12 protein-coding genes and 1 pseudogene are annotated in these 18,145 nt (G+C 56.4%); 6 read left to right on the top strand and 7 right to left on the bottom strand.

From position 1 onward, the window contains the following. From NZK35_RS19980 to NZK35_RS19965, 4 genes are all read right to left on the bottom strand, one after another. The coding region (locus NZK35_RS19980; RefSeq protein WP_259634290.1) for an ECF-type sigma factor at positions 1-309 on the bottom strand (309 nt) is incomplete at its 3' end. Between the two features lie 359 nt (positions 310-668). After that, the gene (locus NZK35_RS19975) at positions 669-1,268 is read right to left on the bottom strand and encodes a hypothetical protein (protein ID WP_259634288.1); all 600 of its coding nucleotides are present in this window, start codon (positions 1,266-1,268) and stop codon (positions 669-671) included. Between the two features lie 667 nt (positions 1,269-1,935). Continuing rightward, on the bottom strand, positions 1,936-2,313 hold the full coding sequence (locus NZK35_RS19970; RefSeq protein WP_259634287.1) for a hypothetical protein: 378 nt from the start codon (positions 2,311-2,313) through the stop codon (positions 1,936-1,938). Next, complete coding sequence (locus NZK35_RS19965; RefSeq protein WP_259634286.1) at positions 2,303-2,680, bottom strand: RNA polymerase sigma factor; 378 nt, start codon at positions 2,678-2,680, stop codon at positions 2,303-2,305. Before NZK35_RS19965 ends, NZK35_RS19970 begins: the two co-directional genes overlap by 11 nt. A 304-nt stretch (positions 2,681-2,984) precedes the next feature. Here NZK35_RS19965 and NZK35_RS19960 point away from each other — a divergent pair, with 304 nt between their 5' ends. The 6 genes and pseudogenes from NZK35_RS19960 to NZK35_RS19935 all read left to right on the top strand — a co-directional run bounded on the left by NZK35_RS19960 (position 2,985) and on the right by NZK35_RS19935 (position 8,339). Continuing rightward, on the top strand, positions 2,985-3,488 hold the full coding sequence (locus tag NZK35_RS19960) for a thioredoxin family protein (RefSeq protein ID WP_259634285.1): 504 nt from the start codon (positions 2,985-2,987) through the stop codon (positions 3,486-3,488). 295 nt (positions 3,489-3,783) lie between these two features. Further along, positions 3,784-6,051 (top strand): serine/threonine-protein kinase, encoded by a 2,268-nt coding sequence (locus tag NZK35_RS19955; RefSeq protein ID WP_259634284.1) that lies wholly within the window; start codon positions 3,784-3,786, stop codon positions 6,049-6,051. Positions 6,052-6,072: 21 nt separating this feature from the next. Further along, a pseudogene (locus tag NZK35_RS19950) lies at positions 6,073-6,507 on the top strand (WD40 repeat domain-containing protein); the annotation flags it as partial. 177 nt (positions 6,508-6,684) lie between these two features. Continuing rightward, positions 6,685-7,095 (top strand): WD40 repeat domain-containing protein, encoded by a 411-nt coding sequence (locus NZK35_RS19945; protein WP_259634289.1) that lies wholly within the window; start codon positions 6,685-6,687, stop codon positions 7,093-7,095. 188 nt (positions 7,096-7,283) lie between these two features. After that, a complete protein-coding gene (locus NZK35_RS19940) occupies positions 7,284-7,463 on the top strand; it encodes an LEPR-XLL domain-containing protein (protein WP_145385986.1) in 180 nt (59 codons plus the stop codon). A 285-nt stretch (positions 7,464-7,748) separates the two neighbouring features. Continuing rightward, positions 7,749-8,339 (top strand): hypothetical protein, encoded by a 591-nt coding sequence (locus NZK35_RS19935; protein WP_259634283.1) that lies wholly within the window; start codon positions 7,749-7,751, stop codon positions 8,337-8,339. A 238-nt stretch (positions 8,340-8,577) separates the two neighbouring features. On the opposite strand, the gene NZK35_RS19930 is transcribed toward NZK35_RS19935, so the two are convergent. From NZK35_RS19930 to NZK35_RS19920, 3 genes are all read right to left on the bottom strand, one after another. Continuing rightward, positions 8,578-11,010 (bottom strand): TonB-dependent receptor, encoded by a 2,433-nt coding sequence (locus NZK35_RS19930; protein WP_259634282.1) that lies wholly within the window; start codon positions 11,008-11,010, stop codon positions 8,578-8,580. Positions 11,011-11,332: 322 nt separating this feature from the next. After that, complete coding sequence (locus NZK35_RS19925) at positions 11,333-13,561, bottom strand: TonB-dependent receptor domain-containing protein (protein WP_259634281.1); 2,229 nt, start codon at positions 13,559-13,561, stop codon at positions 11,333-11,335. A gap of 265 nt (positions 13,562-13,826) precedes the next feature. Then, positions 13,827-17,075, bottom strand: coding sequence for a serine/threonine-protein kinase (locus NZK35_RS19920; protein ID WP_259634280.1), 3,249 nt, complete (start codon positions 17,073-17,075; stop codon positions 13,827-13,829). Between the last annotated feature and the right edge of the window lie 1,070 nt (positions 17,076-18,145).

Here is an 18,145-nt window from a genome sequence, read left to right as displayed (position 1 = left end):
GCGATTCCCACCCGAACGAAGCGATTTTTTACGACGCGCCTGATCGACTAATATCCGTCTCATCGCTTCCGCGGCGGCAGCGAAGAAATGGCCCTTCGAGTCCCATTGCTGGGGATTCCCTGCTTGGACAAGCCGCACATACGCCTCGTGAACGAGTGCAGTCGCCTGCAGCGTTTGGCCGGGCTTTTCATGCTTTAAGCGGGCCGCAGCCAGTTTACGGAGCTCTTCATACACCAGCGGCAGCAACTGGTCAGCCGCTGCGGCCTTACCCTTTTCGATCTGTGCGAGAATCTGGGTGACGTCAGACATAAGCCCAACATAGCGACCAGGCGCGGACGTCTCCAGCATTTCAATCGGGTAGGCGTCTCCAGGCATGAAAACCGCGACCATGCGTGCGAAAATGCACATGACGAACAGCAGCCCGACAGTCGCTAGCACAGTGGTTGAGCAGAGGAATCACATCAAGGCAATGCGACGAACCAACGCTCGAGGACTCAGTTACATGGCTGGCCTGGAAAAACCGCAAACACTTTCCATCGACGGAGCGAGGGAGTTTTGTTGACATTCTCGCACGATGCGTCCCTGGCTGTTGCGTTCGTCGAGCTTCGCAGGAGATGAATCTTTCCAAGTTAACCGCAGGCGTCAGGTCCCGATAGACGTCAAAATAGCTAGTCAATTCGCTCGTACTCGAATGGGCCGAGTTCGTTGGACCCGGATCCACTTATCTTGCTCCAGCCAAGCGTCAGACGCTTGCCATCGTCCTGCACATGACTCCGAAATTTAAACCGTCCCTGATTGCCGTTCGCAAAGATGAAGTACACATTCCACATCAGACCGTTATCACCATTGCTCGCCAATGTGCCGCCCTCGACAATTCCATAGCTCCCTGTACCCAGGAACTTGATTTTCCGTTCGGCTCCATCGAAGTAGAAAATGTAGGAGGCAGAGGCTTTTAGGTCTCCATCGAGAGACTTTTCAGTCCATTCAAGGCGCATCGCTCGACCTTCATGGAGCCAACTATATTTGTCATTCCGTATGGATTTTAGTTCTCCTGTTGCGCTTCGACGTTCGGATCGCCAACGACCAACAAATTGGGCAAGTGGCTTGAGCGTCTCATGGTACTCCGAATCAGGCTGCGATTGGGTGCCGGCCGATTCGACCGCTTGATCAGACTCTTGCGCAGTTGAGGATGCGGCAACCACAAGAGGCAACGTCATAGCCAAGCCGATTAAGGCCACGCGACTGCAATCAAGAAAAAATGTCTTCATAGTTGTTCTCAACGGGAACTGAGAGAATTGGAAATGAATCGGGATTCGAAGTCTTCTACTGAGGAGGATCAATCAATCACAAACTGCATCTGATGCTATGTTGCTGTGATGGTGGGTCGGCAACGAAGAAGCGCGACCGCCTCGCCGTCTATCAGCCTGACAAGAACGAACAAGTATCAATTCTTTCGTTTGAACCTCACGACCCAGTCTGTACCTCCAGAATCAGACGCTGATCCGGTGAGTGTCATTTCATTTTCGCCAATTCGGCGGTATTGCAGTTGTTGCTCACCCTCGCCGGACGCGGCGTCTCGCCAGGTCTGCATACCAATCAGTGCGTCAGATGTGATGGTCCCAAATCTTCGCTTCAAATAGCAACCGCCGGGTGGCTAAATTGTCACTCATCAGTGGGTCAGGTTCAAGCGATCGGCGGCAGTCTGGTCATTAGTTCAGTAGTCCGATGATTTCGCAGACTTGGCGGCACGGTCAATCATTCCGCCGGACTTTCGGGTTTGTTGCAAACCTCTGCAGGAACGCTTCGCGATACCACTCCCAATATCGATTCATCCACTTCGCATCGCATTGTTGCAAATGCTCAAGAGCGATCTGATACTCCTTCTCCGAGTAGCGGAGCAGTGCCAGTTGCATATTCGCGAAGGCTCTTGCTCGTCTAATCAGCAATGCAGTGACAGCAAGAGGCACACGGTTTCGCGTCGATGGATTGCTCGACGATCCCAAGCAGGGAAGCATCGAAGCGCATCTCCCGTTTCTTGCGCGCGATTCGGCCAGTCCAGACAAACATTGCGGCCAATAGGCTGGCGATACCGGGAACCAGCAGGATGCGATCATGGCCCTGAAGTAGCGGGTCCTTCATGAACATTGCAGCAACGAATAGTAGGGTAAGCGTCATGGCGACTTCCGTGGCTCCAACAGTCCGTGTAAACAGACGGTTTCTTGCCTCGATGCCTGACTTGAGTGCATCGGCATCGACTGAGTCGTCGAGCGGCTGTTGAGAGTCCCAGATCGACTGGATTTCGTCAAAGCTCATGGTCTTTCTCCAGCATGAGTTGTTTCGTCATTTTCTTCTTGATCCGATTGATCCGGACGCCGACATTGCTCTCAGAAATGCCCACGGTTTCTGACATTTCGCGATAGCTGAATCCGTCGAGCAAAAGCAGCGTGAGCAATCGGTCAACCGGTTCAAGTTGAGCAACTCGTTCGTACAGCCATTCCACACGCGGGGCAGTCGTGGTTTGGTCTTGGAGCACTCGCAACGGCTGATCACGGAACTCGCGCATTCGTTTTGCCCTCGCTGTTTCCTTGCGTGACCAGTTGATCGCGGTGTAGAGAGCGACGCGATAGAGCCATGTGGACTCAGCAACTTGCGTCTTGTACCCCGGGATCGACTTCCACACTTGGAATGCGATTTATTGAAGCAGGTCGTCGCGATCGTGTATTGACTGCGCGAAGGATCGAGCCACCTTGATCAACAAACCCTTGTGGCGACTCAGCCAGTCGTTCCGTACTCGTACCCTTCTGAACGCAGAATCACGTGATTTCTGCTAATCAGTTCCTTTGCTCCGTTGCAATCAGGCTCATCGTCTGCCCAGCCATCAGGATCTCTTCTCACTTTGTTGTCGGGCAATTGAGAGATTTGGCGGTTGCCATGGTAGAGGTGTAAATCCGGCCCCTGTAACCTAGCGATCCAATAGGAACGACATGCAATCCAAATTCCCAATCACCGGCGACCACGAATCACGACCTAATGGCAAATCGTTTTTCCATTTTTGGCGATGCTTCTGGCTTTCCTTTCTCGTTATCTCACTCGCCTACGCTTGGTACTGCTATTACGTCCCCTCCAATCGCGTCGCTTGGGCTGAAAGCTACGCTTCTGCTCAAACGAAAGCCATTCAGACTGGGAAACCCATACTGCTCTATTTTACCGGCGAGTGGTGCGTTCCGTGTCGGATTATGAAACGCAACGTATGGGCCGACGAACAGGTGGCGGCATCGGTCAATGCGGAATTCATCCCTGTGGAAATTGACGTGGACGACCCTGACGACGCTGCTGTGTTAGCTCGCTACAACATCGTCGGCTCTCCCGTCACGATCGTTACCGATCCGGAAGGGAGCGTTCTGCGATGGCGAGAAGGGGGACTCGAAAAATCCGAATTTCTCGAATTCCTCAAGGCATCCAATTCATTCGTTTCTGAGGATTCTTAATGCCAAACGCCACGGCTACCGTTTCACCACAGAGAAATGAACGAAGAGCTTGGGGCACTGGTGCGGTGAATCCGGCAGACTCTGTCGTGGCTCGAGCCGTATGGCAGGATAGAATCCAGTGTCCATTTGCACGCACCTAAGCTGGGGGGGGGGTGGTACGCTGCGGCGAATTCTCGCTATCCTTGCATTAGGCTTCGGCGCCGCGCTGCAGGCAGGTGTACGTGCAGAATCAATAGAGGATTTTGTCGATCAAGAATGCGGCAATGAAGCAGACCTCCGTCGGGAAATTGGTGAATTGCTTCGGGCCCATCAGATTGCGGGCAGTTTTTTCATCGATCACGCCAACGGCCTCACCAGTGGTGACGATCTGGACTTTTTCTTGGACATCCATTCGCGACTGACACCGGGATCCACGATTGGCCAATTCACGATCGGTTCGATCCTAGGAGAAGGCGGTTATGGCGTCGTCTATGACGCCGATCAATCCGTCCCCGTCCGGCGTCGTGTCGCCATCAAGGTCATCAAACCTGGGATGGACACCCGCGAAGTGCTGCGTCGATTCGATACCGAGCGTCAGACCTTGGCGTTGATGAATCACCCCAACATCGCAAAGTTTTTTGACGTCGGCAGCACGGACGCCGGTCGACCCTATTTTGTGATGGAACGCGTCGAAGGGTTGCCGATTTCGGATCATTGCGAGCATGCCCAATCAAGCCTTGAGGAGCGTCTAAAACTGTTCTGCGATGCCTGCTACGCCGTTCAGCACGCGCATCAAAAAGGCATCCTTCATCGAGATCTAAAACCATCGAACATCCTTGTCACTGAGGTCGATGGAAAACCGACTGCGAAGGTGATCGACTTCGGTGTCGCCAAGGCCCTCGAAACAGAGGACGAGAACCAAACCGCGGTGACTCGGCTCGATCAACTGATCGGCACACCCCTTTACATCAGCCCCGAGCAGGCCGAGTGTCCTGCGGACATCGATACCAGGACGAACGTCTATTCCCTGGGAGTCGTTCTCTATGAGTTGCTTTGTGGTCAGACGCCGTTTCATCGCTTGAGAGCGTTTCGCGTCGACTTGGCAGAGTTGAGGCGTATCCTGAGCGAGGAAGAAGCTCGCAAACCGAGCACTCACGTCGAATCGAAATGCTTGGGTGCGAATCCACTCAAGGGCGATTTGGATTGGATCGCGATGAAGGCGATCGAAAAGGATCCGGATCGCCGTTATCCGACGGTGGACGCCTTGGCCGACGATGTCAAACGCTACCTGGCACGTGAACCGGTCTCCGCCGGACCACCGACACAGCTTTACCGAGTTTCAAAATTTGCCAGTCGCCACCGTGCCGCGCTCGCTTTCTCAATGGTGTTGATCGCTTCCTTGGCCGGTGGTGCCGCGCTGGCAACTTGGCAAGCGGTTCGCGCGACGCTCGCAGAGCAACTTGCCGAAGATCGACTGGAAGCGGTGGCGCAAGAACAGCAGCGAACACAAACAGCTTTACGTCTAGCCGAGGCGGCGGAAGCCGAACAACGGCGTCTGCGCGGATTGGCCGAGCAGCGAGAGCGATTTTCAAGACAACTGGTTTATGCCTCCGACATCCGCTTGGCAGGACAGTCGCTGCAAGATGGTGATCTTCGCAGCTTCGTCGACCAATTGGATCGTCATCGTCCTGCAACGGAAGCTGTCGATCTGAGAGGGTTCGAATGGTGGTTCCTGCGCGGCTTGGGTGTCGTCGACTATCAATCCCTGAAGACAGCGGGAAGCGGAGTCTGTTTGACTCGGTTCACGAGTGACGGCGGTTACTTGGTTAGCGGCCACTACAACGGCAAGATCGGGATTTACGATGCCCAATCTTTTCAGCCCGTCCGCACCCTCAAGGGCCATGGCTCTTTCACCAACGACATCGACCTTTCCCCGAACGGCAAAATCCTGGCCTCGGCCGGTGATGATCATTTCCTGCGGTTTTGGGAGATCGAATCGGGGGAAGAAATTCGCCACGTCAAGGTGGACGAAGGACACGTCAATCGCGTTTGGTATGCCCTCGATGGCCAGTTGATCCTCTCGTCGGGCGAAGAACCGGAGGTCAAACTTTGGGATCCGTCCAGTTTGGAAATCATCGCTCGCCTCCGCGGCTATGCGACATTTCCGCACCACGGCATCAAAAGTCGACTGGTTTGCTCGCCCGACCGAACTCGCTGCGTCGCTGCCGACCAGTACAAGACGGCGCGGGTGTATGACCTGAAGACCCGCGACGTGATCTGCTCGCTGGAGATCGGGCCGAGCGGGTTCATCCGCTGTTTGCAATTCTCACCCGACGGCCGATGGATCGCAGGCGGAAAGAGTGACCACCAAATCACGTTGTGGGATGCGGAAACGGGTGAAGTGCTTGAGCGCTTTCGAGGCCATTTGGATGACGTCCAGGACATCGCGTTTCATCCCGACGGGAACCTGATCGCATCCTCGGACAAATCGGGCGTCGTGCGGACTTGGAGGATTCGACGTGACGGTCCGCCGAAGGAAAACGTTGACAAAACGGAATCCGACAACACGCGAATTTCGAATTGACCCGACGCGTTTGTTGCCCATGACGATCGGATCTGGTCGTTGGACTTTTCCCCCGATGGCGAAACCTTGGTGACCGGTTGTCGCGACGGCACGTTGCGGACCTGGACGGCACAATCCATCCATCGCTATCCCACGGGGTCGAATCGTCTGGAACCGCAAGCCGTCTGGATCGATGACCACCGTCTGGTCGTCACCGGGGAAAAGCAGTTGGTGTTTTGGGACCTGGAAACGGGTCGCAAGCAGGAAAGCGAAGTGCTTCCCGATTGGATCCAGTCGATCGCCCTTTCACAAGACGGCTCCAAAATCGCGACCGGGCACGAACAGGGCACGATACGAATCTGGGATGCCGAATCACGGCAGATCGAAAGCGAGTTCCACGAGCACGAAGGACCTGTGCACGCGTTGGCCTACTTGCCCCACGATGGCTCGCTGATTTCGTGCGGCCAAGACGGCCAAGTGATCCGCTGGGCGCCCGAAAGTCTTGAGCCCGTCGTCTTGCATCACTTCGAAGACCTATGCAAATCGGTTGCCGTTTCACCGACCGAGCTGTTGATCGCCGCGGCGGTCCAAAACGACATCTACCTGTTTGACCTGGGCAGTTCATCTGACTCGGGGAAGCGCGAAACCGAACCGATGCGGATTCCCGGTCATCAAAACTCGGTCGACAGTTTCGCCTTCAGCCCCGACGGCCGGGTGTTGGCTAGCGCCAGCGATGACCGAACCATTCGAGTTTGGAATGTCGCCGACGGTAGCTTGCGACACGTGATCTACGCCCACCAGAGCAAGATCGAATCGATCGCCTTTTCGCCTGACGGGAAAACCATCGTCAGCGGTGACAAAGAACGCCAACTCGCATTCAGCCATGTCGAGACGGGCCGACTGCTGTGCCGGGTGGACCTGCTCGACCGATGGCGAGACCTGGACATTGCCCCGGAAGCTCCCTGGATCAGCGAATTGAGATTCTCGCCCGACGGAACCCGCATCCTCGCCGCCATCTTTCAAACCGGCTACATCGTCCTCAACGGCCCACCACCGCAACCCTAATCGCATCAAACAAAGACAGGTCATGACTTTCAACCGCACAAACACGCACAGTGTTCTGCTGGGGTGAGGGGGAATTCACACGCTCCACCCATCATTCTGCCACCTCCCATCGCCTCCCCCACCACTATCACCGTCCATCCTCCGCAGACGATTCATACTCCACGACCAACCCGCCCCATTGCGACCCAATGAATCACTCCCACAGCTCCCGCTGGACCCGAGCGTTCCGAAACCGATTGGCCAAGCGGCACCAGCTACGACTGCGGCTCGAGCAACTCGAATCCCGCTACCTACTCGCCGCTGACATCCCCTCCCCCGCGCCGATCACCTGGTTCGAATCCTACGACGACGTTCCGCGAGTCAGCTAAGAGTCCCTGGCCGACGAGGATCCGATTTACCCGGCGGGGGTCCAGGGTCCGCATGAACTCGCGGCCGGCGAGTGGATCATCCAGCTAAACGAATTCACGGCGCAGCGTGTACGCAACCTTGCGACGGCCGACGAACACCTCGACGACGGCTTCAACAACTTCCACGTCATCGCCGGACTCGGCGCGAAAGGTCTGATGCTAGTTCGCGGCGAAGGAGTGAGTTCGGCGGACGTTGAATCGAGCCTGAGCCGAAACGAATCCGTCGGGTCGTGCAGCTTGAACTCGATGATTACCGGACAGGCAACACAGCCGAATGATTCCGAGTATGTACCGGAGCTGCTAGAAGGATTGACGCAAATCGGCGCCGAAGCGGCCTGGGACCAGTCCGTCGGGAGCATGCAAACAGTCGTCGGTGTGGTCGATTCCGGCATCGATCTCGATCATCGTGATCTGTTTCTGAACATCTGGATCAACCAGGGCGAGATCCCGGCCGACCTTGGCGCGCAGGATATTGACGGCGATGGGCTGATCACCTTTTATGACCTCAATAACCTGCGTGTGATCGATGGTGTGATCTATGTCGCCTCGACCGTTACCCTTGATGGTGATGGCAATCTGCTTGCGGGCGATCTTGCCACCGCGGAGCAATTGACGAACGAGACGCCCTATGCGAGTGGTGTGAATGCGCCTTTTGTCCAGGATCGCGTTGCCGAAACCGCAGCCAATTTGCCGCGGACAACCGAAACGAGCGTCTCATTTTTTCAAGACCGCTCAGGTCGACGACCCGGTTCTAGAAGCCCAACAAATCCTCGGCAGACGCCTGCGAAACCACTTCACCCTGATCCGCACCGTCAGCGTCGCATTTCAGTCGGATAAACACCGATCGCACCAAGATCAACGCACGACTCAACCACCTCTTTCCGACCGACCAAACAGCGGCGCCGAGAGTCATTCCATCGTACGCGTCATGTCCACGTCGCTTTTGGTTGAGCTTCTGGTGCTGTTGGGCGGTCGGTCGGTGCCGGATGTCGTGGCTTCTTGTTCACTGGTCTTGATGCCCAATTGCGAAATCATCCGCTCACAAGGTGATGCCGCTGCAACGACGAAATCTCGATCAGTAAGTCCAGTCCATACCGAAATAGGCGTTGACGCCGGGCTGGAAGACCGGCACGCCCGTTAGTGAGCGAAAATCAAGGTGCTCGCGGTACGTTTTGTCAGTGAAGTTTTCGACCCCGAAAACGAAGAGAAGGTTATCTTTGGATCGGGGGTGATAGGTTGCTCGCACGTCGAAGACGGTATATCCGGCAGTCGCGTTCTCCAGCAAACTTGTTGCAATCCGATCTTGGTTGTCAACGATCCGTGCAGCGATTTCAGCGTTCCATGCTGGATCGTTTGCCTCGTCACGCAAGCGAACGCCGACTCGGGCCTCCAGTGGCGAAATCCCCGGTAGAGGCTCGGAGTCGTTGCCGCCGACACCACTGAACGCTCCTCGCGAAAGTCCAAAGATCTTCTGTGAAGGACTCCCCTGTGCACCATTGGTTGTTGCAAAGTCACCGTTTCGTGTTCGATCGCGTCCGTCGACATATCGCATGGTCACGAATGGAGACACTTTTGCTTTCGGCAACAACTCCATGAAGGATTCAAACCCGGCAAGAGTCGCCAGACTCGTATTGACGTATCGCAAACTTACTTGTTCCGTGTTCGAACGGCTCGGAAACGCACGCGTGTTTTCCAGGGTGATGTAGTCAAACGCCCAACCATAAAACCCACGCACGCCGCTGCGAACATAGTCCCCGTCCTGGTCGATGCTCAGGTCAGCTTGCAACAGCTTCTCTTGCTTCAGCCCCGGATCGCCGGTCACGTTGTTGAGTCCGTTTTGAAGCAACAACAGGAACGGCTGCGCGGCGTACAATTCGGTCAGGGTTGGGGCTCGCTGACCGAATCCTAGCGACGCGGATGTCGACAGTCCTTCGTGATGCTGTCGCGTCAGTGTGGCGTAGAGACTCCACATCACACGATCCGTTTGGTAGTCAGACGTTCCAACGATTTCGTCAAACGACGCCGGATTTTGATCCAGCCCCACCTCCGCCAGTTCGCCGGCGTCGGCCACGATATCGGTTTGAACGTAGTCGACGCGTCCACCCGCGCGGAAAGTGATTCCATGAAACAGGTGTTCATTGTACTCAGCGAACAAACCCGGATTGGCCGCAAACGACCGGGGGATCGGAGAGTTTCGGTCGGACACGGGAAACGGGAACCCGAGCGTGACTGCATTGGCGATTTCATTCAGCTCTTGTTTCACGTAGCGCAAATCGTGCCCGAGCGTCCAACTGGCATCGTCATCGGCATTCCCCCACGTCCGGGCGCGGCGATACCCGGTCGACATCGAATCCACGTCTGTAAATCCGATGTAACGAATTCGATTGAGGAACGGAAACTGGGAACGTTTGGCGAGATTTTGTGCGTTCCCTTCGAACCGCGTGCGGTTGTACCAAACCTCCGTCTCCACGCGATCTGCGATCTCAGGATTTGAATCGATGTACGCGATCTCGTATCCGTCGGTCACCAAGTAGTCGATGTCAAACACATAGCCTGGAAACTCGACGTCGGTTTGGTCAAGTCGCATTAACGAAAACTCAATCGATCGATCGTCGCCCAAATCACGTCCGAACGCGAGCGTGAATTCGCGTGATTCATAACTCGACGGCACGTGCATCCCGTCACCATCTTTGTAATCGCCGCCCAAGCGGTGCGAGTAGTTGCCACGGACGCCCCAATCTGCTCCGCCGGCCCAAATGCTTTGCTGGCCGAGCCATTGATTGCCGTTGGCCTGGTGATCAAAGCTGGTGCGCCCGTGAACTTCGTTACCGGAAGCGAAACGGGGTGACTGCAGCAATTCGAAGTCGACAAAATGGAATCCGGGGCCGTAAACACTGCTGTACGGTCCGGGAACGATGATCACGTCGTTGACCAAACGCGAATCGATCTTACTGAGCGCCGTATCCAAGTCCTCGCGGGCCGGAACCCAGTGCGATCCGGAAGCAGCCAGGGCACCGATGCGTGAACTTCGTACCCGTGTATCATTCACAATCGGTGTCCGTCGTTGCGTATTCACACTCAATGCCCCGGGCGACTTTCGCAGCAAGCTTCCCAAGTCGGTTGACACACTCGGCGCTGACTCTTCACCACGCACGATGTCGGTGCTGTAGCTGGCCACGCCAAGCCGGGCCTGACGCAGAACGCTGCGGTCCAACGACGACGACGGGCCGAAGAGTTGGCTGGTCAAACTGGTCGCCTGTGTCGGCGCCGCGGTCGGCGGAGGCAATGCCGTGCGGGGCTGGCCGAACGGCGTCGGCTGCAACAGGGTTGCCTGACGAAGCGGTGAAGTCTCCGCACGAAAATGCTGCGTCTGTTCTTCCAAATCTGCATCGGCCAGGGAAAACGCATTCTCGATTGACGCCGGAGTTTCATCCGCGTACTCCAGAATATCCCCCACTTCCAAATCCTCTTGCGCGGAGCACTTTGCAGCGATCAGCAACAACGACATCAGGACTGATATCGATAGCAGCAGGAAGTGGGAGGTTCGAATCGGGATCGACACAATGGCATCCTGATCTTGCGTCGCTAAAAAAGAATACGTGAACCGCCGCGCAATACCTTCCAGATGCCCATGCTTGGTCGTGGGCCCTTGGGCTTGCACCATGAGGCTGACATTCGCTTGACATCAACGAGGACGCTCGCGAGAGAATCCGGGCACCGCACAATGTCTCGATCGAACGGTATTGATCGTGTGAGTTCTTGCTTGATTAATCGGTCGCGACACCGCGATCATTGCGATCGCTACGACCAGCCGGCAAACCTTGCCCAGTTTACAACGTCCATTCCGCACCAAAGTAGACCGATCGACCAGGTTGAAAGACGCCCTGTCCGGTCCGGTAGTCCAAGTGCTCCTGATAAAATTTGTCAAACAGGTTCGCAACGCCATAGACCAGTCGCAATCGCTCGCGCGGTTGCCAATCGAAACGCAGGCCAACGGTGCTGAAGCCCGGTGTTTCATCTTCCAGTGCCAGTACGCCGACGACCGGTAGCACATCGCGATAAACTCCCTGGCGATATTGGCGGGCGACCGATCGCACTGAAACTTCGCAAGCAATCTCCCCGAGCGAGGTCGACCGATTCGTCCGTATCCCCCAAACCAGCGACGGAGGAGCGATCTGGCCGAGTGGCTGATGGATCGACTCGTCGGTTCCACGCAGATACGAGAAATTCGCAAAAGCGTGGGTCCCGGCTGGACCCCGCCAATCGACGTATGCATTACCGCCAAGAAGTCTCGCCTCGGGCGTATTGATGTATTTCAAAAGCCTTGCGCCGGTAACGACGTCAATCGGGTTCGCCTGGAAGGTGACGTAATCAAACGCCCAGGTATAGAAACCATCCACGCCCCATCGCAACCGATTTCCCTGCCAGCCGACGCCCGCATCGCACTGAATGATTCGTTCATCTTCCAAGCTGGGATTTCCGATGACGCGACTGATGCCGCTCTGGATCAATCCGAGAAATACGCCATCGGCATAGGATTCGACCAAGGTCGGAGCCCGTTCGGAATATCCTGACGCAGCATAAACGGTTAGCTCCGACGACAATTCGGTCGAACGGATGATGTACAACGCAGGAAGACGAGAATTCCGCGTCAAGTCGACGTTGATCGCTCCATTTGTAACGTCACGGAAGTTGCTCCGGTCGCGGATGTCAGCTGCTTCAACTGCCCAATCAACGTAGTCGAGTCGTGCGCCAACGGTCGTCGTTGAACAACAGGAGTTGTCAACGCTCCCCTGCAAGTAGACGCCGGTCGTTGTCACGTGGCCGCGCGGCAGGTTCGTCTTGATCTCAGTATCAAACGCCGGCGGACCCGGGGCGGTGATCAGAAAGTCTTCCGAGATTGAACGTTGCCTCGATCTCAAGTCGAATCCCGTTTCAAAACGGACTGCGTCAAATTTCTCCATCCAGCTGACGCGGAATCCTTGCGAGACGACTCGACCACGCGTGGACGCTTGAAGCGTCGTACTAGGATCGTTAAACGCGTTCCCGAGTTCTTCCTCCACCTCCGGCAGCACGCCCCTGGGATCGTCAGCCGGTGCACCATCAAATCGTGTTCGATTGCCCCACGCCTCAAGTGTCGCGGCGTGGCTGGCGGGATCGTCACTCCATACCAATCGTAAATCACCACCATCAGCCCCCAGGAAATCAAGATCGAAGAATTGCCCGGGCAATTCGACTTCGGTCTGATCCAAATGCAAATAGTTGACGAACAGTTGCAGGTCATCACGAAGGGGATAAACCATCGCCGCATAAGCGTCGCGTGACTTGAAACCCGACGGAACCAGCAACTCCCCCGAGCGATAATCGACGCCTCCGGAATGACTGTAAGCGAGTAACAAACGCCCGTCCCCGACACGCGTGGTCATGCGTTGATGCGAAAACCACTGATCGCCATTGTCTGAATAGTCCATCGTTGCGAGTCCACCGACCGGTTCGTCGATCGCTGGAAACAGCAACTGTGAATCGATGCCCGCGAACTCGGTTCCGTATCGAAGTTCGTAGGGCCCTCGGATGACTCGGACGGAATCGACCAGTCGCGAATTGATTTTGCTGAGCGCGCTATCCAAATCCGGCCGCGCGGCCGCCCAATCGGATCCCTTGGTCAACAATTGCCCGGTGTTGTACGAGCGGACTCTGGGGTCGCTAATGATCGGTGAGCGTTGTTGGACGTCGACTCCGACGACCTGCTTGCTTTTGCGCAGCAACGATCCGACATCGGTTGACAACGCCGTTTCCGTTCGGCTGCCCTGAACCGTCTGAAAGACGCCAGAGTTTCCCATCAGGCGCGACCGTATCAGCAAGCTGCGATCGAGCGACGATTCGTCAAACAATTGCGATGCCAGACTCGCCCGTCCCTCTGGTTCCGATGGAGACGGCAGAACAGGATTGGCGGGCTGAAGAAACGGCGTCGGCTGCAGCAGCGTCGCTTGGCGAAGCGGCGAAGTTTCCGAGCGAAAGTGCTCCGCTTCCAGCCGCGTCACCTGTTCCGTCAAACCCATATCAATCGTTTGGGGTTCCCTGCTTGCGGAACTGCAACCACTCAATTGTCCGACGGTCAAATCAATCAGGTCGTTCGCCGTGGCTGGCGCCACGGAGATGTGGAGAGCGGCGACGAAGCAAACGAGTACGCATGCCGTCATGAACAATCGATGTCGTGTAAGAGTCGACAAGGCGGCATTCCGGGCGTCGTGGGCAGAGTTTCTTTCCTAATCGGCCAAGCCGACCGATCCGCTGCAACCATTCGCTTTCGTCGATTCTTTTTGCCTATTCTTCCTCGGTTCCCAACTTCGTTTCAACCCAACGGCGAAGTCGCGTCAAATCGTGATCGTAGGGTCGCTCTGAATCCTGCCAGGCTGTCGCATCCCCGAACAGCTGCCTGGCTTGCTCGATGTCTCCGTTGGCGTGCCAGGCGATCGCCAGCCCGTACAGATCACGATCGATGCGGCTGCCGCGAAGCTGTTGGGATTTTTCGAACCCTTCGATCGCTCGATCGGCTCGACCGTCCATCGCCGCCACGAGCGCAGCGGTGGTGTGAAACTCAGGATTCTCCGGAGCCGATTCGACGGCTCGACCCGCCCACCGCTCAGCGGCTGATAAATCCCGCACGGAATCATCCGGACAGATGGCGAGCATCCAAGCGAAATCGTGGGCGTAGCTGGCCGCCAGATCGTCCTTCATTCCCAGCCAGAGTTCGCGTGCTTTGACGAAATGCGAGTTGGCTTGTGCGTCGTCCCGAGCGTCAAGCAACAATGCGTATCGAAAGTGCACATGCGCCAGCGCGTTGACTAGCCTGGGCGCTTGGCCCCTGATCTCGATCAGCGAATTCAATCGACTGACCGACTGATCGAATCGATCCGCAGCCAGATCCGGCTGGCCGGTTCGCTGCAAGACCTGCGCCAAATGGCTTTGGACGATCGCCAATCGTTCAAACAGACGCATGATTTCGTCATCGGTTTCACCGGTACGCGTGAGTTGCAAGAGGAGGTTTTCCGCCATCGCAGCGTCATCACCGGGCTGTTCCTTGAGATCGAGAAAGACCTGGCCGCGAACGTCATTGCAGAGCGCAAGTGTCTCTACCATCCGTGGCGAGTTTCCATAGGTCGTCACCAAAGCAGAGATGATTTGATAGGCTTCTTCAAGCAGCGTTTCGGCCTCGCGATTCAATCCAGCTTCATGTTTCGCCAAAGCCAAATCGATCAGCGTGATCGCCAGATTACTGCTGTGGCGAGGAACGCCGGGAAGTGATTGCACCAGGGCGCGATAATACTCGACGGCGGTCTCCAACGTCTCGAACAACTTGCGCTGCAATCCACGAGTTCGAAAACTCGATGCTTTGGAAACGAAAACTGAGGCGAGCGCTTGTAAGTACTCCGGACGGTCGGGCTGGTCATTGACCAGTTCCCCAAGCATGCGGACGCTGATTGCAAAACGCTCGGTCGCCGCGTCATGCTGTCCCTGATCGCGAAGGATTTGGCCCAACGTGTCATTCGCAACCGCGATACCGAGTCGAATTTCTGGATCCCCAGCCGTTTCGATTTTTTCGTAGGCCGCCAATCCGTTGGTCAAATGCTGCAATGACCGCTCCGGATCCAGCTCTGCAAACAGTTGTCCCGCGTTCAGGTGTGCCGCCGCGAGCGACCGCCACGGAAGCGGATTGCTTGTTCGACCCGCCAACTGTTTCAATTGATCGACGGCCGCGGAAAACTCCTTTTCGGCATCCAGGATGCGATTCTGCTCGGCCAATCCACTGCCTCGCCGAACATGCACGCCGGCCAATTCGCACTGAAAAGCGAGCGTGTGATCATTCCCCTGGGTACCTGCCTGAAAGATTTTTTCCGCAGCAGTGTAGGACGTTTCGGACGCCTCGAAATCTTGCTGCATTTGCATCAAGTCGCCGACACGGACCATCGCTCGACCACGTTCAAGTTCCAACTGCGGGTCGCTGCTTTCATGCTCGGCAAGCCTTTCATAATCTTCGATCGCGCGCTGGAGCAATCGTTTTCGCACGGCCTGGCTACCGGGAAAGTACTGTAGCGCGTCGCTACTTTGAACCAGCCACGTGTCGATCGCCGCCCGCGAATCCTGGTACCGGGCCACCGCGTCGTCGTGCGCCTCCTTCGCCTGGAGTTTTGCGATCTGTTCTGCCTTTCGTGCGTGATTGACCAGCAACACCGATACGATTGCAATGGCGGTGATCAACAGCAGTGACGCGGCTCCCGAAATCGTCCAGCTTCGGTACCGCCGAATCAAACGTCCCGTCCGTTCCAACACCGTCTCGTTGGGCGCGTGGGCCAAAGCCAGTTCATCGTTCAACCAGCGATCGATATCATCGGCCAACTCCGTCGCCTTGGCGTAGCGATCATCGGGATTGTGCGACATGGCTTTTTCGCAAATCGATTCCAGAGCCCGAGGTGCTGCGGGATTCGTCTGAGTGACACGGCGGATCTTCCCTTCCCGCACGTTTCGAATGACGTCCAGCGACGTCTTGCCTTCAACGGGGCGTTCGCCGGTAATCAATTGAAACAGCACTGCGCCCAAACTGTAAATGTCCGTTCGACCATCGAGCAGTTCACTATCCCCGAGCGCCTGTTCGGGACTCATGAACATCGGAGTGCCGACAACGGTTCCCAGCCGAGTCTTTGACGAATTGCTGCCGCCAATTCCGATGATGGTGGAATGGTCGCCGGCAATGGAAACCGGATGAAACTGCCCCATCAGTTTTGCCAATCCCCAGTCGACCACCAGGGTTTCGCCGTATTGGCCGAGCATGATGTTCGCGGGCTTGATGTCGCGATGCAGCACCCCATGTTCGTGGGCAAAGTGAATGGCGTTACATGCATCCGTCAACCGCCGCAGTAGCGATCGAAATTCCCGCCCCAAGTACACGTCCGGTGACGGATCGGGATTGGCCTGATGGAATGCACGAATCACCGCACTGAACGACTCACCGCGTATGAACCGCATCGCATAGTACGGTTGGTTGTCCTGGTAACGCCCGAGCCCATAAACGGGAACGATACCCGGATGCTCCAATGACCCGGTGACTTCCGCTTCAAAAACAAACTTTTCTTGGTAGTGCGGATTGTCCGAGTGTTCCGGCAAAATTTCTTTGAGCGCGACGATCCGTTTCAGTTCTTTGTCTCGTGCACGAAACACGGCGCCCAACCCGCCCCGCGCATGCATCTCGGTGGCGCGGTAACGGGCATTGGAATCGTTGCCATGTCGAGCCGCCACATCAGCTTGCTTGCCCTTTCCTGATCGCACCGTCGCAGATTCAACGTCGAGCTTTTTGTCCGTTTTATCGGAGGAGCCATTTGAAGGAGGACGAGGCTGCTTTGAGTCAGCACGCTTCAGAGCGTCTCCAGAATCGATCGTCTGATCCAACACATCGTCCGGCGTCCCGCCACTCGGTTGATCCGTGGTTAAATCAGGATCGAATGACTCCAGCGGATCGACGGTGAACAGCGGGTCATTCAAGTCACTGGTGGGTTGGTCTTCAGGCTGGTTCATCATGCGCTTCAGAGAGAAGATTCACTCGAAAGTCGCCGGATCATCAAGCGGCGATGACTCAAATCGTACCATGGGCCTGTTCGCACCGTCATCGTCATGCACCACCGGACGCTAGTGGTCCGTCTAACGCTCTTTGTCATGCATCACCCCGGTAGGGGTGAAAGCAAGTAGCCGGTGGTCGCGATAGCGCACCACCGGAAATCTATCAGAAATGAAGAATTGACCCCGACGGGGTCACAGCACTTTCTGCGACCCCATCGGGGTCGTGGTGTCGCTTTGATTCGACTCCGGCGGTGTTCGCTGCGCTCGACCGCCGGCTACTTGCTGGTATCCCCTGCGGGATACGAAACCCGTTGTCGTCGATCCATCGATCAGTGTCATCCCGGGTACAACTCGTACTCGTACGCGTACTCGGAAACCATCGAGTAGGAGTACGAGTACCGCGGAGACTGAGTACGCGCACGAAGCGATTGCGATTCAAAGACACATGACTTTTATCGCTAGACGGACCACTAGTGACCGGTACCGTGGGCGTACTGGCAAGAACACGAGAGGATGGCAGGAAAATGGAGGAAGGAAGATGAAGAACGAAGAGAGCCAAGTCGGATTCGGATTGGGGCGAACGTCCCTGACGTGGAACCGCCAACATGCCCATTCCTCTCGACGCCTCCTGATTTTCCTACCTCCATCTTCCAACGAAGTCCTTCGAGATCGTGCAGCTTTCGAAGTCACCCTCCTGGCAGGGAGGGTCGAGCGGAGCGAGGGGAGGGTCGAACGGTCAATCGCAGCGCTCACTTCACTATTGAGGGGCACTCCCCGAGCAGCAACGCAAACCCTCTCCTCGCTGCACTCGACTCTCCCAGAGGGGGGTTCTTCGTGGATCTTAGTGGCTCATCGCTCAGGACCCAGGTTTTTCGAGGCATTGCTGCGATGTCCGAATGGGGAGAGCGAGGACAAACGCTCGGTTCAAACGACCCTCCGCCGACACGGGGGCCGGCGGAGGGCACGAAGCACCTTCGGCGCATCGCAGACCAGGTGATTCCTTGGCGGGTCGCTCCTCAGCCGCCGCAGGC

The organism is Stieleria sedimenti (assembly GCF_025060895.1).
GTDB lineage: Bacteria > Planctomycetota > Planctomycetia > Pirellulales > Pirellulaceae > Stieleria > Stieleria sedimenti.
Note: the sequence above shows the minus strand (reverse complement) of the source record. Positions and strands in the feature narration are given on the sequence as shown.